Source organism: Arthrobacter sp. IK3 (assembly GCF_051337705.1).
GTDB classification, from domain to species: Bacteria; Actinomycetota; Actinomycetes; order Actinomycetales; family Micrococcaceae; genus Arthrobacter_B; species Arthrobacter_B koreensis.
Genome location: NZ_JBPPSW010000004.1, coordinates 275854 through 292974, shown reverse-complemented (window position 1 = coordinate 292974; position 17121 = coordinate 275854). Strand labels below are relative to the sequence as shown.

20 protein-coding genes are annotated in these 17121 nt (G+C 66.6%); 2 read left to right on the top strand and 18 right to left on the bottom strand.

The genetic code is table 11. The annotated features are described in order from the left end of the window. Positions 1-41 precede the first annotated feature (41 nt). Both ACSLGO_RS07745 and ACSLGO_RS07740 read left to right on the top strand, forming a co-directional pair. Positions 42-1499, top strand: a complete 1458-nt coding sequence (locus ACSLGO_RS07745) for an aldehyde dehydrogenase family protein (protein ID WP_433122851.1) — start codon at positions 42-44, stop codon at positions 1497-1499. 199 nt (positions 1500-1698) lie between these two features. Next, positions 1699-2046 carry a hypothetical protein gene (locus tag ACSLGO_RS07740; RefSeq protein WP_091608043.1) on the top strand — a complete coding sequence of 116 codons (348 nt, stop codon included), beginning with the start codon at positions 1699-1701 and terminating at the stop codon, positions 2044-2046. 228 nt (positions 2047-2274) lie between these two features. Here ACSLGO_RS07740 and csrA read toward each other — a convergent pair whose 3' ends face one another. The 18 genes from csrA to ACSLGO_RS07650 all read right to left on the bottom strand — a co-directional run bounded on the left by csrA (position 2275) and on the right by ACSLGO_RS07650 (position 17120). Beyond that, positions 2275-2520, bottom strand: coding sequence for a carbon storage regulator CsrA (csrA, locus tag ACSLGO_RS07735; RefSeq protein WP_091608046.1), 246 nt, complete (start codon positions 2518-2520; stop codon positions 2275-2277). Between the two features lie 64 nt (positions 2521-2584). Further along, complete coding sequence (locus ACSLGO_RS07730; protein ID WP_433122848.1) at positions 2585-3532, bottom strand: hypothetical protein; 948 nt, start codon at positions 3530-3532, stop codon at positions 2585-2587. Continuing rightward, entirely contained in the window at positions 3507-5558 is a 2052-nt protein-coding gene (locus ACSLGO_RS07725; RefSeq protein ID WP_387006865.1) for a flagellar biosynthesis protein FlhA, read from the bottom strand. Before ACSLGO_RS07725 ends, ACSLGO_RS07730 begins: the two co-directional genes overlap by 26 nt. Then, the gene (locus ACSLGO_RS07720; RefSeq protein WP_263128237.1) at positions 5555-6688 is read right to left on the bottom strand and encodes an EscU/YscU/HrcU family type III secretion system export apparatus switch protein; all 1134 of its coding nucleotides are present in this window, start codon (positions 6686-6688) and stop codon (positions 5555-5557) included. The genes ACSLGO_RS07725 and ACSLGO_RS07720 overlap by 4 nt, the downstream gene beginning before the upstream one ends. Beyond that, complete coding sequence (locus ACSLGO_RS07715; RefSeq protein WP_377956202.1) at positions 6689-7447, bottom strand: flagellar biosynthetic protein FliR; 759 nt, start codon at positions 7445-7447, stop codon at positions 6689-6691. Position 7448: 1 nt separating this feature from the next. Continuing rightward, positions 7449-7724 carry a flagellar biosynthesis protein FliQ gene (gene fliQ / locus ACSLGO_RS07710; RefSeq protein WP_091608059.1) on the bottom strand — a complete coding sequence of 92 codons (276 nt, stop codon included), beginning with the start codon at positions 7722-7724 and terminating at the stop codon, positions 7449-7451. After that, on the bottom strand, positions 7724-8614 hold the full coding sequence (gene fliP / locus ACSLGO_RS07705; protein ID WP_255300599.1) for a flagellar type III secretion system pore protein FliP: 891 nt from the start codon (positions 8612-8614) through the stop codon (positions 7724-7726). The genes fliQ and fliP overlap by 1 nt, the downstream gene beginning before the upstream one ends. Beyond that, positions 8614-9078: a FliO/MopB family protein gene (locus tag ACSLGO_RS07700; protein ID WP_091608062.1), complete on the bottom strand. Its 465-nt coding sequence runs from the start codon at positions 9076-9078 to the stop codon at positions 8614-8616. The genes fliP and ACSLGO_RS07700 overlap by 1 nt, the downstream gene beginning before the upstream one ends. Next, complete coding sequence (gene fliN, locus ACSLGO_RS07695; protein ID WP_091608065.1) at positions 9079-9774, bottom strand: flagellar motor switch protein FliN; 696 nt, start codon at positions 9772-9774, stop codon at positions 9079-9081. After that, positions 9774-10679: a flagellar motor switch protein FliM gene (locus ACSLGO_RS07690; RefSeq protein WP_226802544.1), complete on the bottom strand. Its 906-nt coding sequence runs from the start codon at positions 10677-10679 to the stop codon at positions 9774-9776. The genes fliN and ACSLGO_RS07690 overlap by 1 nt, the downstream gene beginning before the upstream one ends. A 32-nt stretch (positions 10680-10711) precedes the next feature. Further along, entirely contained in the window at positions 10712-11593 is an 882-nt protein-coding gene (locus ACSLGO_RS07685) for an OmpA/MotB family protein (protein ID WP_387006860.1), read from the bottom strand. Then, positions 11590-12375: a motility protein A gene (locus ACSLGO_RS07680; protein WP_091608071.1), complete on the bottom strand. Its 786-nt coding sequence runs from the start codon at positions 12373-12375 to the stop codon at positions 11590-11592. The genes ACSLGO_RS07685 and ACSLGO_RS07680 overlap by 4 nt, the downstream gene beginning before the upstream one ends. Next, positions 12375-12686: a flagellar FlbD family protein gene (locus ACSLGO_RS07675; protein ID WP_091608073.1), complete on the bottom strand. Its 312-nt coding sequence runs from the start codon at positions 12684-12686 to the stop codon at positions 12375-12377. The genes ACSLGO_RS07680 and ACSLGO_RS07675 overlap by 1 nt, the downstream gene beginning before the upstream one ends. A gap of 199 nt (positions 12687-12885) precedes the next feature. Beyond that, the gene (locus tag ACSLGO_RS07670) at positions 12886-14115 is read right to left on the bottom strand and encodes a flagellar hook protein FlgE (protein ID WP_325786652.1); all 1230 of its coding nucleotides are present in this window, start codon (positions 14113-14115) and stop codon (positions 12886-12888) included. A 79-nt stretch (positions 14116-14194) separates the two neighbouring features. After that, a complete protein-coding gene (locus ACSLGO_RS07665) occupies positions 14195-14665 on the bottom strand; it encodes a flagellar hook assembly protein FlgD (protein WP_419243338.1) in 471 nt (156 codons plus the stop codon). A 15-nt stretch (positions 14666-14680) separates the two neighbouring features. Beyond that, entirely contained in the window at positions 14681-16030 is a 1350-nt protein-coding gene (locus ACSLGO_RS07660; protein ID WP_436400810.1) for a flagellar hook-length control protein FliK, read from the bottom strand. Beyond that, a complete protein-coding gene (locus ACSLGO_RS07655; protein WP_436400808.1) occupies positions 16027-16689 on the bottom strand; it encodes a C40 family peptidase in 663 nt (220 codons plus the stop codon). The genes ACSLGO_RS07660 and ACSLGO_RS07655 overlap by 4 nt, the downstream gene beginning before the upstream one ends. Further along, positions 16686-17120 (bottom strand): flagellar FliJ family protein, encoded by a 435-nt coding sequence (locus ACSLGO_RS07650; protein WP_436400806.1) that lies wholly within the window; start codon positions 17118-17120, stop codon positions 16686-16688. Before ACSLGO_RS07650 ends, ACSLGO_RS07655 begins: the two co-directional genes overlap by 4 nt. Between the last annotated feature and the right edge of the window lies 1 nt (position 17121).

Below are 17121 nucleotides of genomic sequence, written 5' to 3'. Positions count from 1 at the left end.
GATACTTGAGGGACTCAATATCCCGAAAGCTAGGAACGCACATGGCTTTGCTCGACCCGTCCATCTGGACGGACAAGATTTACGTCAACGGCTGGCGCGAAGGCGGAGCGGGTTCCGCGGATGCCGTTGAACCCGCCACCGGAAAGACACTGGGCAGCTACGGGGTTGCCTCCGTCGAAGACGTCCTCGAGGCTGCACGCACCGCCGCGGCAGCACAGAAGGAATGGGCCGCCCGAAAGCCGGAGGAACGCGCTGCAGTCCTGCGCCGCGCGGGCGCCCTCTGGGAAGAGCATGCCGAAGAACTCGGCGGATGGATCACCCGCGAGGCAGGCAGCATCCCGCCCAAGGCAGGCCTGGAAACCCACAGCGCAGCAAACGAGTGCTACGACGCCTCGGCCCTGCCGTCCCACCCGGCCGGTGAAGTGCTGGCAACCAACGAACAGCGCTGGTCCTTCTCGCGCCGCCGTCCCGCCGGCGTCGTCTCGGTGATCGCACCGTTCAACTTCCCTGTCATCCTCTCCATCCGCGCCGTAGCCCCCGCGCTGGCGCTTGGAAACGCCGTCCTGCTCAAGCCGGACCCCCGCACGGCGGTGTGCGGCGGCGTCGCCCTTATGCGCGTCTTCGAAGAGGCGGGCCTGCCCGCCGGCCTGCTGTCCCTGCTGCCCGGGGGTGCGGAAATTGGTGCCGCCGTGGTTGAGGCACCGGAAGTCCGGGTCATCGCCTTCACCGGTTCCACCGGCGCAGGCCGCAAGATCGCCGAGTCCGCGGGCCGCCTGCTCAAGCGGGCACACCTTGAACTTGGCGGAAACAACGCCATGATCGTGCTCCCCGGCGCCGACTTGGCCAAGGCTGCCTCGGCTGCTGCCTTCGGTTCGTTCATGCACCAGGGCCAGATCTGCATGACGACCGGCCGTCATATTGTGCACGAGGACATTTACGAGCAGTATGTCGAGGCCCTGGCGGAGAAGGCCGCCCACCTGCCCGTTGGCGATCCGGCCGCCGGAAACGTGGCGCTGGGTCCGATCATCGACGAAAACCAGCTGAAGAAGATCGACGGCATTGTGCAGGACGCCGTGGCCGCGGGCGCCCGCCTGGCCGCCGGAGGAACCAGCGACGCCCTGTTCTACCGCCCCACCGTGCTGGCGGACGTCACGCCGGAGAATCCCGCCTGGCGGCAGGAAATATTCGGCCCCGTTGCCCCCGTGATGAAGTTCAGCACCGTTGATGAAGCAGTTGAACTGGCCAATGACAGCGAGTACGGGCTTTCCCTCTCCATCCTCGGCGACGTGGGCATGGCCATGGACATTGCGGACCGGGTGGAGTCCGGCAAGGTCCACATCAACGAACAGACCGTCAATGACGAGTCCAACGCCCCGTTTGGCGGCGTGAAGGATTCCGGCAACGGCGGACGCATTGGCGGCGCCGCGGCCAACCTGGAGTCCTTTACGGAAATCCAGTGGCTCACCATGCGCCCGGAAATCGCACCGTATCCGTTCTAGCCTCCGCACGAAAGCGGCGGTTCCCTTGGGGAAACCGCCGCTTTTTGCTTCCTCAAGACCGCGTCCAAGCTCAAGATTCACGCAAGGAAAATCTTGGGGAAACATTGCGGTTTCTGCGCGCCGAACTTGAGCGTTTGTTTCGGGGAGCGCCTATATCGTCTTACCCATCAGCAAACGAAGACTAATTGGGGGTTAGCACGTGAACGCATGGAACGCAGGCACCGACGTTTTGGTAAAGCGCTACACGGATGTCCAGCGCGACAGCCACGTTGCCGGTCTCTGCGCCGAATGCGGCCGCCGGCTGGTCCCAGAATGGGCCAATGATAAGCGCCCCACGGACAAGACCGGCTACTGGGTAATCCGCGGCTACCGCTACCCCGGAGTCCGCTGCTCCGCCCACGAGCGCCGCGTGCTGCAGGACTACTACGGCACCCGCACCGACAAGGGCCAGGCTGAGCGCCACGTAGCCGGTTCCCGGACCCGGATGGCAGCTCCCGCCCGCCGCACCATCCGCCTCTTCGGAACGAAGGTCCGTTCAGGCAGCTAAGTTTTCCCCCCAAGAAAAACTGCAGTATGTATCCCAAGTAATTACTGCACCAAACGAGCCACACAGTTGCATGTGGTGCGCCAACCGCCCGTCCGCGGAAAGCGCTTGGCTCGCGGCCCCGGCTTCCACCCCAATGGTTGCCGGGGTTTGGCCTTTAAAGGCCTTTAGGGCTTGTGCGGGCGCGCAAAGGCACCGGGAGGGTTTTTCTGACCGGGCGGCGTAAAGCGGCTAGTCGGCCTCGGGCCGGCGCAAACCAAGCAGGTTCTTGATCCGCTCTTCGTCCTCGGGGCCTGCAGCGGCGGCAGCTACGTTCGCTTCCTCGACAGCGCGGACAACTTCGTTGCGCTGGATCTTCACGCCGCGGGGGGCATCAATTCCAATTCGGACGCCGTCCCCGCGCGAATCGAGCACGGTAATGACAATGTCATCACCTATCAGGATCTGCTCTCCTGATTTCCGCGTTAGCACGAGCATTTATTCACTCTATCGCAAGCACACCCGGCACTATTGTTGTGGCGCAGGGCCGGCAGCCGAATCGTCACAGGACCGCTGATCCGGAGGCGGCGCCGTCGAGCCAGCCCACCGGCAGCCCCAGGGCGTTGACGGTCTGCGGCGTGGCCGTTCCCTCCAGCCCTTCCACGGCGACTGCGTCAACCACTGACGCAGCGCGGATCTCTCCCACCCACGCCGCGGTGTCCTCGGCCTTCCGCCCGGCGTCGACGGCAACCCACAGCTGGTCCGGGGCGAGGGCAGAAATCAAGGTGGTGTGCCTGCCGATTTCGCTGACGCCCCGGCCAATCCCGTACGCGAGGAAGATGGGGTGTCCGGCGAGCACTCCCGCTGCCCTGGCGGTCGCGACGGCGCGGCGGTCCCCCGCGCGCCCCACACCCGAACCGTCGACCGCTCCGGCTGCCCGCAGTGCCTGGGCGCTGAACCCGGCCGCCGCCGCCATGGACTCGCACACCAGCAAGGGGTCCTGTCCCAGGCCTACGACGATCACCAGGTCTCCCGCTCCGCCTAGTGGAGCCGGAACTTCCTGGCGCGGCGCCGGGTAGCCTGCCCCGGCCCCGGAAGCGAGCTGGGGGAAGGCTGCAGGAACCGGCACGCTTTCCGGAGGACGGGTGGGCGCGCCCGTGTTCTGCGACAGGTCCGCCATCAGCTCGGCGAAGGCGTTCGTGCCGGTGGAGACGTCCGGCAGGGCCGGAACGGACGGACGGTATCCGCCTTCGGCCTCCTCCGCACGGGCCAGCAGCGCACCGATTCCGGCACGGCTGGGCAGGTCCGCATCCACCGGGGCAGCGCGGCGCCCCCGCGGTGGGAGCTCCACCGTCACCTCGTAGTGGTGGCGTGCCAGGAACCCACCGATGCCGCCCACGGTTACCTTTTCGGCGGCGATGATCCGGGCCCGCGGCCCGTGCTCTGCAAGGACCTGCGCTTTCAGCGCGTCAAGGGACGGGCCCTCAAGCTGAAATCGTCTCGGTTCCACGGAGCACTCCTACTGTTTCAATGTTCACGTTCGCGGCGGTGGCCTCCTGGTAGGAGAGCACCGGAAGTCCGTTGGCCTGCGCCGAAACAAGCCGCCGGATGGCCGGCCGCAGCGCGGGCGCGCATACCAGGACCGCGGTGTGGCCCGCGTTCTCCACTGCGGCCACAGTGGACTTAAGTGATCCTATGATGCTTTCGATCCGGGCAGGGTCCAGCAGGATCTGCGTGCCCTGGTCCGAGGGACGCAGGCTCTCCAGCATGGCCTGTTCCAGGGAAGGGTCGATCATGATCACGCGCAGGACTCCGGACTCCACGTACTGGGCTGCCAGGGCCGGTCCAAGGGCCTGCCGGGCTGCCTCAATGAGGCCTTCGGGATCCGGCGACGTCTTGGCCCTCAAGAGCAGCGACTCGTAGATGCGCGGCAGGTCATTGATGGGGATCTGCTCCGCGAGCAGGCCCTGCAGCACGCGCTGCACCTCGGCCAGGGAGAGCACGTTCGGAACCAGTTCATCCACTGCGGAGGGGCTGACCTGCTTGACGCCTTCGGTGAGCACCCGCACGTCTTCCCGGGTGAGCAGCCGGGCGGCGTTGGCGGTGATGATTGCGGAGAGGTGGGTGACCAGGACGGATACCCGGTCGATCACCGTAGCGCCGGCCATCTCCGCGGCGTGGCGCATTTCGGTGGGAACCCACTTTCCGGAAAGTCCGAAGACCGGTTCCACCGTGGCGGTGCCGGGGAGCCCGTCCAGGAAATCGCCCAGCGCCAGCACCTTGCCGGCCGGTGCCTCGCCGCGGCCTGCCTCGACGCCGGCAATCCGGATCACATAGGTGGACGCGGGCAGGTCCACGCTGTCCCGGGTCCGTACCGGCGGAACCACAATGCCGAGCTCCAGGGCGATCTTCCGGCGCAGCGCCCGGACACGGGCCAGGAGGTCGTCCGAGCCGCCGGTGACAATGTCCACCAGGTCCGGGGAAAGCATCACTTCCAGGGCATGGACACGCATTTGTTCGATCAGGTCCTCGGTGGTGTCCGAGGCAGGTGCCGCGGTCAGCTGCGCCACCGGGTCCGCCGCCGCGGCTTCTTCCGCGGCCTGGCGTGCCTTGACCCGCTGGCTGGCGAAGATGAGGAGTGCGCCAATGACAATGAACGGGATCTTCGGCATACCCGGGATCAGAGCCATCACAATCGCCGCGGCACCTGCGATCATCAGCGCGTTCCGTGACTGGCTGAGCTCGGCAGACGCCGTTGACGCCATGTCCGATTCGGCGTTGGACCGGGTGACGATCATGCCGGTGGAAACGGCCATGAGCAGGGCCGGGATCTGGGTGACCAGACCGTCGCCGATGGTCAGCAGCGTGTACGTGTCAATGGCTTCGCCGGCGGACATGCCGCGCTGCAGCATACCGATCGCGATGCCGCCCACAATATTGATGATGATGATGATCAGGCCGGCGATCGCATCACCCTTCACGAACTTGGACGCACCGTCCATGGCACCGTAGAAGTCCGCCTCCGCGGAGACCTCGGCACGGCGTTCACGCGCCTGGATGTCCGTGATCAGGCCGGCATTGAGGTCCGCGTCGATGGCCATCTGCTTGCCGGGCATGGCGTCCAGGGTGAAGCGCGCGCCGACTTCGGCCACACGCTCGGCGCCCTTGGTGACCACCACGAACTGGATCACCACCAGGATCAGGAAGATCACCGCGCCGATGATCAGGGAGCCGCCCACGGCCACGTGCCCGAAAGCCTCGATGACCTGCCCGGCGTACCCGTCGCCGAGCACGAGGCGGGTTGAGGCAACGTTCAGTCCCAGCCGGAAGAGGGTGGCGACCAGCAGCATGGAGGGGAACACGGAGAAGTCCAGCGGCTTCTTCACGAACATGGTGGTCAGCAGGATCACCAGTGCCAGCAGGATGTTGATGATGATCAGGAAGTCCAGGAGGCCGGCGGGCACGGGGACCACCAGCAGCAGGATAATTCCGATCACGCCCACGGGGATGGTGAGCTTCAGGAGGTTGCGGTTCACGGCGCTGCCTTACGGTGTTGTGGAGCGGAAGCGGGGACGGTAGCTGAGGGGTCGGGGGCCATCGTGTGCACCCCGGCGGCGGCGCCGCGGTTTTTCAGGGCCATGACGAACGCAAGGACGCGGGCCACGGCGTTGTAGAGCTCCACCGGGATTTCCTGCCCCAGTTCACAGGCCGAGTGGAGGGCGCGGGCCAGCGGAACGTCGCGCACCATGGGCACGCCCTTCGCTTCGGCTTCCTCGCGGATCCGCGCGGCAATCGTTCCTGAGCCCTTGGCCACCACGCGCGGCGCGGACTTGCCCGGCTCGTATTTCAGGGCGACGGCCACGTGGGTGGGGTTCAGGAGCACGACGTCGGAGTCCCCCACTGCGGCCATCATGCGGTTCCGGCTCATGGCCAGCTGGCGGGAACGCCGCTGCGACTTGATCAGCGGATCGCCGTCGGTGTTCTTGTTCTCATCCTTGACCTCTTTTTTGGTCATGCGGGTCCGTTTGCGGTTGCGGCGCATCACCATCATGATGTCCGCAGCAGCGAGGGCCAGGCCGGCCGCCACGGCGAACTGCAGCAGGGTGGCAACTCCACCGCCGGCCTCAGCCACCAAGGCGCTGATGGACATGCCTCCAGCGGTCATCAGGGCAGGCATCAGGTTCTGGATGACTGCGTAGAGCACCAGGCCCACCACGGCGGTCTTCAGCAGTGCCTTCACGCCATTCCAGATAGCCTGGCCGCCGAAAACCCGTTTGGTTCCCTTGACCAGGTCAAATTGCTCGTACTTGCCCTTGAACTTCTTGAAGTGGATGCCGCCCTGCAGGGCAGCGGTGGCGAGCACGGCCACCACTACTACGGCGAGCATCGGGCCCATCACATAACCCAGTCCGCCAACCCCCTGCTCGAACATGCGCAGCGCGGCCTCGGGACTGGGGTTGGACGCCAGCGAGTCAACGCGGATGAGGCTTTCAGCGCCTTTGTCCGCACCGCGGCTGATGGTCGCCGGCATCATCGCCGCAGCGGCGCCGACGCCCACCCAGGCGGTGAGATCGTCAGACCGGGAAAGTTGTCCTTTTTCCCGGACTTCCTTCATCCGTTTTGGGGTGGCGGCTTCTGACCGCTCCCCGGAGTCCTGTTCCGCCATTTAGCCCATCCCCGCCAGCGTGCGCACTATCTGGTCCACCAGCACCGACACCACGCGGGGAAGCGCCACGAACACTACGGACGCGAGTGTCAGGGTCAGCAGGATCTTCAGCGGGAAGCCAAGGGCGAAGGCGTTCAGTGCCGGGGCGACGCGGGTCAGCAGGCCAAGACCGGCATCCGCGAGGAACAGCACCACCAGCAGCGGGCCGGCGATCTGCACCGCAGCGATGAACATCTGCGTCACTCCGGTGATCATGGCCTGCACCGGTTCGGCCAGGTCGATTCCGCCGGCCAGCGGCAGCGCAGTGAAACTGCGGGCTAGCCCGGAGATGATCATCTGGTAGCCGTCGGAGGCGAACAGGAGCGCCAGGGCGGTGATCTGGAAGAGCCGGGTGAACTGGGCGCCGTTGACCATGGACTGCGGATCGAAGCCCTGGGCAAGGGAGAAACCGCCGAACAGGTCGATCAGCTGGCCCGCCGACTGCACGGCGGAGAACACCAGCAGCACCAGGAAGCCCAGCACCGCACCCACCAGGAATTCCAGCACCAGGCCGGTGATGAACGCCGCTGTTCCCAGGCTCGAATATCCTTCGGAGACCTGCGGGGCAACCGCCAGAGCGAGGCCGATGGCGAGCATCGCCTTTACCCGGGCCGGAAACGCGTTGTAGGAGAACGGCGGCGCGATGACCAGGAAGGCCACCATCCGAACGCCGGCCAGCATCACCGCTTCCAGCCAGGCCTGGTCGAGGGTGATGGACATGTCATCCCCCGCCGAGCAGGGACGGGATTTTCTCGAACAGCTGCTGCGTGAAGGTGATCATTTCGGTGATCATCCAATGCCCGCAGACCAGCAGCGCGATGCACACGGCAATCGCCTTCGGAACGAAGGAGAGCGTGATTTCCTGGATCTGGGTAATCGACTGCAGCAGGGAGATGGCGAAACCGACCGTCAAGGCGGTCAGCAGTACCGGGGCTGCGAGTTTCGCCGCGACCCAGAGTCCCTGGAGGCCGATGTCCAGGACAGCGCTTGTATCCATCAGCCACCGCCCTGGTAGCTGTTCACCAGCGAGGTGATGATCAGGCCCCAGCCGTCCACCAGGACGAAGAGCAGGATCTTGAACGGCAGCGAGATCATGACCGGCGGGAGCATCATCATGCCCATGGACATCAGCGCGGCGGAGACCACCAAGTCGATGACCAGGAACGGAATGAAGATCACGAACCCGATGATGAACGCCGCCCGCAGCTCCGAAATCATGAACGCCGGGATCAGCGTCAGCAGCGGGACAGTCTCGGGGCTTTCCGGGTTCGGCTGGCCCGCGGCCCGGGTCATCAGCGCAATGTCCTCTTCCCGGGTGTGCGCGAGCATGAACTGCTGGAGCGGACCGGCGCCAGTATTCAGCGCTTCCGTGAAGGTGAATTCGCCTTCCAGATAGGGCTGGACCGCAAGGTTGTTAATCTCGGTCAGCACCGGCGCCATGATGAACAGCGACAGGAAGAGGGCCAGTCCCGCCAGCACCTGGTTGGGCGGGATGGACGGAAGCGAAAGGGCGTTCCGGGTCATGGCCAGCACCACGAAGATCTTAGTGAAAGACGTCATCATCAGCAGCAGCGCCGGTGCAACGGACAGCAGGGTGATACCGATCAGCGTGACGACGGCGGTGGAGGGGGTTCCGTCCACACCGTTGATGTCCACGGAGAACCCGCCGGTCTCCTCGGGATCACCCGGCTGGGTGGGCGCCGCAGGGTCTGCCGGTGCCACCGGGTCGAAGGTGGTGGCGTGGCCCGCAGCGGTGCCAGCGAGCATCAGGGCCAGGGTGGCGGCAAGGACCAGCAGGGCGGCAAGCAGGAACCTGCGAACTCCCGGCCGCGAAGGTGCCCCGGCGGAAACGCACTGCGGGGAAACCGAAGAGAGGATGACAGCCATCAGTCCGGCCGTCCGCGGCGGATGAACGCGGCACTCTGCCGCCAGGTGTCCGGGGACAGGATGGAGCCGTTGAGCACGGAGGTTCCACTACCCGGCGCAGCGCGGCGGGTATCACGGCGGCGCGGCAGGCCGCCGTCGTCCGTTCCCGCCTGGCTGCCGGCAGTTGTGGCAGCGTCCTGGAGGGAAGCGGCGAAGCCGGCGTCCGGGGCGGGTTCCGCCTCTGAGGTGTGGAGCACGTTGACGTTCGCTTCGGTGACGCCCAGCAGGAAGCGCTGGCCTCCGGTTTCCAGGACGACGACGGAGGCCTTGGGGCTGATCGCCTGCCGGCTGATGACCCGGATGGGTGCTTCGGCGCCGGCGGAAACGCGTCCCCGGATCAGGCGGCGCTGGAGCCACCACAGGAGCCCCAGGACCACACCGAGCGATACCAGGACCCGCAGCGCCATGACTGCGGAATCGTCCATTTAGCCCAGACCCTCGGCTACGTCCAGGATCTTGGTGATGCGGACTGCGTAGTCCTGGTCCACGACGACGATCTCACCGTGGGCGATCATCCGCCCGTTGAGCAGGATGTCAGCGGGCGCACCGGCGGAACGGTCCAGCTCCACGACGCGGCCCGGTTCCAGGTTCAGCACGTCACGCACGGCCATGCGGGTCCGTCCGATCTCCACGGTCAGCGCCATCTCAACGTTGTTGATGCGGCCCAGCTTGCCCACGACGGACTGGGCGGCGGTGCTGCCCTGGCCGCCGGAACGCATGCGAACGGCGAACCAGCCTGCGGTGCCCTCGGGGCCGCGCAGTTCGAAGACGGAGGTTTCCATGTGCCCGAAGAGCGCGGATGCGTCTTCGGTGCGTGCATCGCCGAGCACTCCGGCGCCGAGGGTGGCACTCGCGGCTTCCAGGGCCGGGCGGAGGACATCAGCGGTGGAGACCGCGGGCGAATCCGATCCGGCGGCGTCCAGGACGCTGGCACCGGAGAGCAGGACGACGGCCAGGTCCGCGGAGACGGACCCCACGAAGGAAGCGGTGACAGCCTGGGACATCTGTTCCAGCGGCAGGCCCAGCTGGGAATGTGGGGCGGGCTGCAGCGGTGCGGGGGTGGGCAGCAGTCCTACCAGGGCTGCTGCGGCTTCGGCGTGCTGGGCCAGGGTGGTGCTCATCAGATGTTCTCCTCGGTGCTTACGATCACTCCGGCCAGACGGGAGCCGCTGGCCCCCACCGCGGCTTGGGCCAGCGTCTGGCCGTCGACTGTGACATTCAGGGGTCGGTGCTGCGGATGGTCAAGGTTCAGGACGTCTCCCACGGCGAGGTCAAGCACCAGGCCGGGTTTCACCCGGATGGGGTTCAGCTGCAGGGACACGTCCACGGGCAGGTTGGCCAGCTGCTCGGTGACCAGTTCGGCGGGGGTGGCGTCGGAAAGATTCGGCCGCACCGGGCCCAGCTGCGGCAGGATCGCTTCGGCGGGAAGGGCGACGGTGGCCGGAGCGGCGGCGTCCCCCACCACCATCTCGAAGCGGGCCACGATCATGGGCACCGTGGAGCCGGCGGCCTGCGCGAACTGCGAGTTGTACTGGATGGAAGACGGGGAGAGCGGCGCCGCTAGCAGGCTGCCCAGCGCGTAGTGGAGATCTTCGAGGGCCTCATCCATGATCCGGCTCAGCAGGGCCTGTTCAATGTGGGTGAGCTTGCGTTCCGGGGCCGGCTGGTTGCCGGTGCCGCCGAGCATGTGCCGCACCCAGGACAGGGCAGCTGCCATGGGGAACTGGATGACCGCTTTGGCGGAAATGTTCGGCATGGAGAACAGCACCATGCCGGTGTCTTCGGGGAGGGAGGCGACGTACTCGTCGTACGTCATGGTCTGGACCTGTTCGGAGGTGACCTGGGAAAGGACGCGGACCTTCGCCGTCAGCTGCGTGCCCCACTGGCGGCCGAAGGTATCAAAGGCCATTTCCAGGACTCGGGCATGCTCGCGGGCAAGCGTGGTCGGCCGCCGGAAATCATAGGCTTCAACCTGCCGCTGGGCTTTTGGGGGCATGCCAAGGGATACATCTTGCTGGACCGTCACGCAGGGAACTATCGGCCGCGGGGACTGCTTGGTTAGTGGTTCGAAGCGGGCAGAACTTCCTTCTCCGGCTCGTCTTCACCGGCGGGCGATTGCGGCTTCGCGGGGAACGTGATCTCGCCGTTGACGACGGCGGGCATCAGCTGCCGGACGGCCTCCGACTGGCCGGATAGCACCACGATGTCCACACGCCGGTTCTGCGCCAGTTCAGCCGGTGTGGTGCCGGCGTTCAGCGGCCGCGATTCGCCGTAGCCAACTGCCTTGATCCTGCTGTAGTCGATGCCGCCGGGCTCCATGAGGTAGCGCAGCACGTTCACCGACCTGGAGGAGGACAGCTCCCAGTCCAGGGCGGTATCGGTGTACTGGCGCACCTGTGCCGTGTGGCCCTCGACGGAGAGGTCGTACGCGGTGGGCTGCAGGATGGGGCCAATGACGTTCAGGACGTCGCGTGCTTCCGCAGTGAGGTCTGCGAGGTCGGGTTCGAAGAACATTTCGGAGCTGACCAAACGGATTGTCAGGCCGCGTTCGTCGATTTCGAAGCGGACGTCGTCCTGCAGCCCCTTGTCTTCCAGGCCGCCCTGCAGGCGGTCCCGCAGTGCGGTGAGGTCCTGGACTTCCATGGCAGCCAGCATGGCGAGGTCCGCGTCGGGGTCCAGGACTTCCTCGCTCTCAACCATGGCAGGGGGCACCACCACGCCCTTGGCCGTGTCAACGGTATTCGTTTCAACCTGGCCGAAGCCGGTGGCCAGGGATGCCTTGAGCTGCTCGAACTTGGCCTGGTCCACGGTGGACATCGCGAAGAGCACAATGAACATGCACATCAGGACGGTGACCATGTCCATGTAGGAAGCCATCCAGCGCTCGTCCGGGTGGTTCTCTTCCTCGTCCCGGCGCTTGCGGCGGCGTGGGGCACTCATGCTGCGTCGCTGGTCTCGCGCGCCGTGGGCGTCAGTTCATGGGCCGGAACCATGGCCCGCAGCCGCTCTCCGAGCAGGCGCGGCTGGCTTCCGGCCTGGAGGGCGAGGACGCCTTCCATGAGCAGGGTCATCTGTTCCACTTCAAGGTCGCTGAGCCGCTTGAGGCGCGCACTGATGGGCAGCCAGATGAAGTTGGCCGAGAGCAGGCCCCAGAGGGTGGCAACGAAGGCGGTGGCGATCATGGGGCCCAGAGTGTCCGGAGTGGAGAGGTTCTCCAGCACGTGCGTCAGTGAAACGACGGTGCCGATGATGCCGATGGTCGGCGCGTAGCCGCCCAGGCTGTTGAAGAACTTGATGGCGACCTTGTCGCTGGAGGCCTTGGTGTTGATCTCGTCTTCGAGCAGGATCCGCAGGTCTTCGCCGTCGGTGCCGTCGGCAATGTTCTGCAGCGCCACTTTCAGGAAGGGGTCATCGACTTCAGCGGCGTTTTGTTCAAGGGACAGCAGGCCCTCGGAACGTGCCTTTTCGGCCAGCTCCACCACATTGTCGATGGTTTCCTGCGGATTGGGTTTCTTGCCCATGAACGCCCGGGGCAGTGCCTTGAAGGAAAAGATGAAGTCCTTCAGCGTGCCCCCGGCCAGGCCGACGGCGATGGTGGCTCCAAAGACCAGGATCATGGGGGCGGGCAGCAGCAGGGCGCTGAGGTGGGCACCTTCGAGGGTGATCATTGCATACAGCGACCCGAAGGCCAGCACTAGGCCGATGATTGTTGCCGGATCCATTATTTGTTCCTCGGACGAAGGGGCACGGTCTTGGTACTGCTCGCTTCCGGCGTCCCCCCGGCGCCCGCATCGGGAACCAGCCCAAGCCCTGTTCCCGGCCGCAGCGGTATCTGCGGGATGTCGCGTGCCATGGAGATCACCCTTGCCCGGAACTGGGCTATGAGGGCGATCACTTCATCCATGGACTCCGTGACGATGTACTTGGCTCCGTCCACCATCACCAAGGTGGTGTCCGGATTGGCGTGGATGCGTTCAATCAGGTCAGGGTTGATCGCAAACTGAGCGTCGTTCAGTCGCGTAAGAACAATCATGTGCCCGTCCCGGTTGCAGCGTCCGGCTTGGCTAAGCCGTCACCCTTACTTTCGGCAGACGGGCGGTATCGGTAAGGAAGCCGGGTTCGGGGCACCGGGCGGTCGCCTCCGGCGCCCCCGCGGCGCGAATGCGGCAGGCCCCCGCACCACGGTGCGGGGGCCTGCCGAAGCGTCCTGCCGGAGTGTCCAGGCGGACGGACTAGCGCTTGAGGTTCGTCAGTTCCTGGAGCACTTCGTCCGAGGTGGTGATGATGCGGGCGTTCGCCTGGAAGCCGCGCTGGGCGACGATCAGGTTGGTGAATTCCTGGGACAGGTCAACGTTGGACATTTCCAGCGAACCGGCGATTGCGTTGCCCATACCCGGATCGCCCGGGCCGCCCAGGACGGGGTTGCCGGAGTTCACGGTGGCGGTGTAACCGGAGTTGCCGGCCTTTTCCAGGCCTGCGGGGTTGGTGAAGGTGGCGACGGCGATGCGGGCCAGGGACTGCTTGGCTCCGTTGGTGAAGGAACCGATGATGGTGCCGTCCTTGGAGATGGAGAAGGATTCCAGGGTTCCGGCGGCGCGGCCGTTCTGCCCGGTCACGGACGCGGTGCTGACCCCGGCGTAGCTGGTCAGGGCGGTGAGATCCACGCTGACGGTGCTCCCCGCAGCGGTGGTAACGGTCAGTGCACCGGGGTTGCCCGTATCCTGCCTGCCGTCGGTGAACGTCAGCTGCACCGTAGCCGCACCGGGAGCGGAAACACTCCAGCCGTTGGCTACACCCGAAGCGTCCGCTGTGCGGGTGAAGGTAAGCGGGACAACGGTTGCGTTGCCATTGGCGTCGTAGACGTCCATGTCACGGACGAACGTTCCTGCGGCCCTGGGCGGCGTTGCGGCCGGGTCCGCAGGCAGCGTCTCCGACGGCAGGTTGCCGCCCACGGTAGCCTGCGAGGTGGCGACGGCCGGCGCGATGGCGCCGTCGGGCAGCTGCACGTTGCCCACGGCGCCGCCGGTGTTGATGACACCGTTGACGCCGGTCCAGCCCTGGACAATCTTGCCGTCCGTGGTGACCAGGCGGCCCTCCGCGTCGAGGTCGAAGGCACCTGCGCGGGTGTAGGTGGTCTGGGTGCCCTGCTTCGTCACGAAGTAGCCGTCACCGGAAATCATCATGTCCGTGGCACGGCCGGTGGACTGCGCGGAGCCCTGGGTGAAGTTGGTGGTGATACCGGAGACCAGCACACCCAGGCCAACCTGGGCCGGGTTTCCACCGCCGTTGTTTGCGCCGGGAGCGGTGGCGCCCTGGGTCAGCTGGGACAGGGTGTCCTGGAACTGCACGGCGGTCGCCTTGTAGCCGGTGGTGTTGACGTTGGCGATGTTGTTGCCGGTGACATCCAGCATGGTCTGGTGGGAACGGAGTCCGGAAATTCCGGAGTACAGGGAGCGGAGCATTGGATACGCCTTTCAGCTGATGGGTCTGGAAGCTTGTAAAACCTGATTGGCCGGGAGTGCAGGCTCGGCAGCGCCCGGGCTACGCCGTCGTACCCGGGTTGCCTGATCCGGCGCCTTCGCCGGGGGCGGGCGCCGGGACACCTGCAGCCACTACTCCGGAGATCGCGTCCAGGAGGACGTCCACACCGTCAACGCTCACTGTCGGCACCCCGTAAAGATATGAAACCGATTTGGCCGTCCCGGTTACGGATTCTCCGGCTTCATTGGTGTAGCTGACTGTCTGGCCAATGAGGCCTGCCGCGGCCATGCGCATCTGCAGGGAGAAGTTCTCCTCGCTCATGGTGGCCATGTTGGTGAGCTGTTCCATGGTGGCCAGCTGGGTGGTCTGGCCGATCATCTCATTGGTGTCCATGGGCGAGCTGGGGTCCTGGTTGCGCAGCTGGGTGACCAGCAGGGTCAGGAACAGTTCGCTGTCCATGACCTGTTTGGGTGCGCGCACGGGCTGCGTGGCGGTGGCCCCGCTGGTTGGTGCTACTGCTTCTACCGGCATGGGTGGTTCTCCTTCTCAGGCCAGGATGTCGAGGGTTGTGTACGGGCCGTGTTCCACGGACCGGAAGATCTGCTGGACCGGCAGGGGTGACGCGTCGGGTTCTGTCCCGTGGCGTCCGGTACCGGAGTCCGCAGCTTCGCCGCGCCTGCCTGTTTCCGAACCCGGCTGGTCCTGCGCCGAAAGGGACAGCGACGTGTTCATTCCCGCGCCGGAAAGGTCGCGGCGGAGGTCCGTCAGGATACTCCGGAGCGCTTCGCGTCCCGCGTCATTCGGGGCAAAGAGCTCCACCCGGATGCCGTCCGGGCTGACGTGGGCGCGGACCGTGACCGGGCCGAGGTTCTCCGGCGTCACGCTCAGCGTCATCACGTGCTCCCCGGTGGACGCGGTGCTGAGGCTGAACAGGGGCTGGGTGACCTGGGTGAGCAGGGGGGCCGGCTGGGCCGGGGCGGGTGCCTGGACCGGAGCCGTTGCGGACACAGCGGGAACGGCGACGGCGGGAACGGCCATCACCGGCGCGGCCGGCTGCGCAGGTGCCGGGCCTGCCTTACCCGGCTCGACGGCGGCGTTCCCATCGGTCTCCGTTGCTGCCGGTGCAGGCGGGTTCCCGGCCGCGCTTCCCGCAGCGGGGACCGCAGCCGGAGCCGACGGCGGAGCCTGGTCTGTGCGTACGGCACCCGCCGCGGGGGAAGCGGGCACCGGTGCTGCCGCCGGAACCGCGGTTGCGGGAGCGGTCGCGGGAACGGTCGCCGGAACGGTCGCCGTGGGCTGGCCGGGAGCCGCCGGTGTGGGAGCCGGGCCTGGCCCCTCCTCCGGAGCGGCGGCCGGGACCGGGGTCTCGGCAATGCCTACGTTGGCCTGAACCGTTACCGCGGCAGCAGCTGCTGCGGATGCGGCTGCGACCGCCGGAACCGTAGCCGCTGCCGCAGCTCCCGGCGCGCCTTCGGTTGCGGTGCTAAGCGCCCCGCCAGCGCCGGGCAGGTGGCCCGGGAATGCCTCAGGCCCCGCCGGCCCCCCGGCCACGCCTTCAGCTTCCGCAGGAACGGCGCCTGGCCCGGGTAGCGGCGACAAGTGCAGTTCAGGGACGGCGGGAAGGACGGACCCGTCCAGCACGGGAGCAGCCGCGTAAGGAAGACCGGCGGCAGCAGCGGCGCCGCCCGCAGTGTTACCAGCCTCATTGGAGGTACCGGAGCCGTTCCCCGTGCCGCCGTCTGCGTTGCCGGACTGGCCCTGAAGACCGGGCAGTGCATCGGCTGCGGCCTCGAGTGCCGTGCCGAACCCGGCCCCGCCGTCAGTGCTCGCGGAGGTTGCGCTGCCGGAGGAGGCCGCAGCGGGCCGTGCGGTCAGGAACGCTGCGGGTACGCTCATGCGCCCGCTCCCATCAGGGAAGCCTGCATGGCACGCGCCGAAGCAACCATGTCAGTGATGGCCGCAGCGGCGGCCGGTGAGCCGGTGCCGGAGGCGGTGCTTTCGGCCGGCAGGATCCGCCGGATCGTGGTGATGTTGGCGTCAGTTTCCCAGGCGTCGCGGATCTGGATGGTCTGGCCCGGCTGCGGGGCGTCCACCACTTTGCCGTTGCCCAGGTAAATGGAGACGTGCCCGCCGTCGTGCGTGAAGAGCAGGTCGCCCGGCTGGGCCTGCGCCATGGAGTCCACCTTGGTTCCGGCGTTCATCTGGTCCCAGGTGACCCGGGGAAGGGTGTACCCGAGGTCCTTGAACACGTTCTGCACGAAGGAGGAGCAGTCCAGTCCAACAGCCGGGTCGTTTCCGCCCCAGATGTAGGGAAGGCCCAGGTACTTTTCGACCGATCCCATCAGCGCTTCGTTCGTTGCGCCGTCGGACAGGCTGGACGTGGTGCCGGTCAGCGCGGACAGGGTCGCTGCGAAGCCGGCTCCGCCGGAGTCGGCGACAGGAGTACCGGTGGTGCTGCTGGCCGCAGTTGAAACTTTGGCGGCCGGCGTGCCGGACAGGGCGTCAATAGTGGAGCGGATTTCCTGGGTGCGGCCAATCGCGTCGGTCATGCTCATGATGAGGCTTCTTTCTGCCGACGGTGCCAGGCTGTTCCGGCCAGTTCATCCAGGACGTTCTGTTCGGTGCGCAGGTCCTCCACCGCAACGGCGTCGGAATGCTTGGCCTCCAGCTTCTCCAGCCCAACTGAACGTGCGCGGGCTGTCTGGAACTCGGCCTGGGCCGTGTTCACTGCCGCATCCTTGAGCTGCTCCGAGGCCAGCAGGTCCGCGAGCATGCTCCGGGATGAGGCGCGTGCCGCGGCGATGGCGTTCAGCGTCGCAGCGTCGGCTGCCTCGAGCGGCGTCGCGGCCAGGGAACCGTAGGCCTCGATCCTGGCTTCGGCAGCGCGGCGAAGGTCCGCGTTGGCGGCAGCCAGCGTACCGGCAGCGCTGTCCTGCTGCAGGCGGCGCAGCCTCAGCAGTCCCGCGAGCGGAAAGTCCCGTCCCATA

Excerpts from the sequence above, each read along its gene's own strand:
- ACSLGO_RS07700 (WP_091608062.1), bottom strand. The coding sequence starts at position 9,078 with ATGGACGATTCCGCAGTCATGGCGCTGCGGGTCCTGGTATCGCTCGGT.
- ACSLGO_RS07715 (WP_377956202.1), bottom strand. The coding sequence starts at position 7,447 with ATGTCCATCACCCTCGACCAGGCCTGGCTGGAAGCGGTGATGCTGGCC.
- fliQ (WP_091608059.1), bottom strand. The coding sequence starts at position 7,724 with ATGGATACAAGCGCTGTCCTGGACATCGGCCTCCAGGGACTCTGGGTC.
- ACSLGO_RS07665 (WP_419243338.1), bottom strand. The coding sequence starts at position 14,665 with ATGCCGGTAGAAGCAGTAGCACCAACCAGCGGGGCCACCGCCACGCAG.
- ACSLGO_RS07745 (WP_433122851.1), top strand. The coding sequence starts at position 42 with ATGGCTTTGCTCGACCCGTCCATCTGGACGGACAAGATTTACGTCAAC.
- fliP (WP_255300599.1), bottom strand. The coding sequence starts at position 8,614 with ATGGCTGTCATCCTCTCTTCGGTTTCCCCGCAGTGCGTTTCCGCCGGG.
- fliN (WP_091608065.1), bottom strand. The coding sequence starts at position 9,774 with ATGAGCACCACCCTGGCCCAGCACGCCGAAGCCGCAGCAGCCCTGGTA.
- ACSLGO_RS07655 (WP_436400808.1), bottom strand. The coding sequence starts at position 16,689 with ATGAGCATGACCGACGCGATTGGCCGCACCCAGGAAATCCGCTCCACT.
- ACSLGO_RS07670 (WP_325786652.1), bottom strand. The coding sequence starts at position 14,115 with ATGCTCCGCTCCCTGTACTCCGGAATTTCCGGACTCCGTTCCCACCAG.
- ACSLGO_RS07680 (WP_091608071.1), bottom strand. The coding sequence starts at position 12,375 with ATGGATCCGGCAACAATCATCGGCCTAGTGCTGGCCTTCGGGTCGCTG.
- ACSLGO_RS07650 (WP_436400806.1), bottom strand. The coding sequence starts at position 17,120 with ATGGGACGGGACTTTCCGCTCGCGGGACTGCTGAGGCTGCGCCGCCTG.
- ACSLGO_RS07720 (WP_263128237.1), bottom strand. The coding sequence starts at position 6,688 with ATGGCGGAACAGGACTCCGGGGAGCGGTCAGAAGCCGCCACCCCAAAA.
- csrA (WP_091608046.1), bottom strand. The coding sequence starts at position 2,520 with ATGCTCGTGCTAACGCGGAAATCAGGAGAGCAGATCCTGATAGGTGAT.
- ACSLGO_RS07675 (WP_091608073.1), bottom strand. The coding sequence starts at position 12,686 with ATGATTGTTCTTACGCGACTGAACGACGCTCAGTTTGCGATCAACCCT.
- ACSLGO_RS07660 (WP_436400810.1), bottom strand. The coding sequence starts at position 16,030 with ATGAGCGTACCCGCAGCGTTCCTGACCGCACGGCCCGCTGCGGCCTCC.
- ACSLGO_RS07685 (WP_387006860.1), bottom strand. The coding sequence starts at position 11,593 with ATGAGTGCCCCACGCCGCCGCAAGCGCCGGGACGAGGAAGAGAACCAC.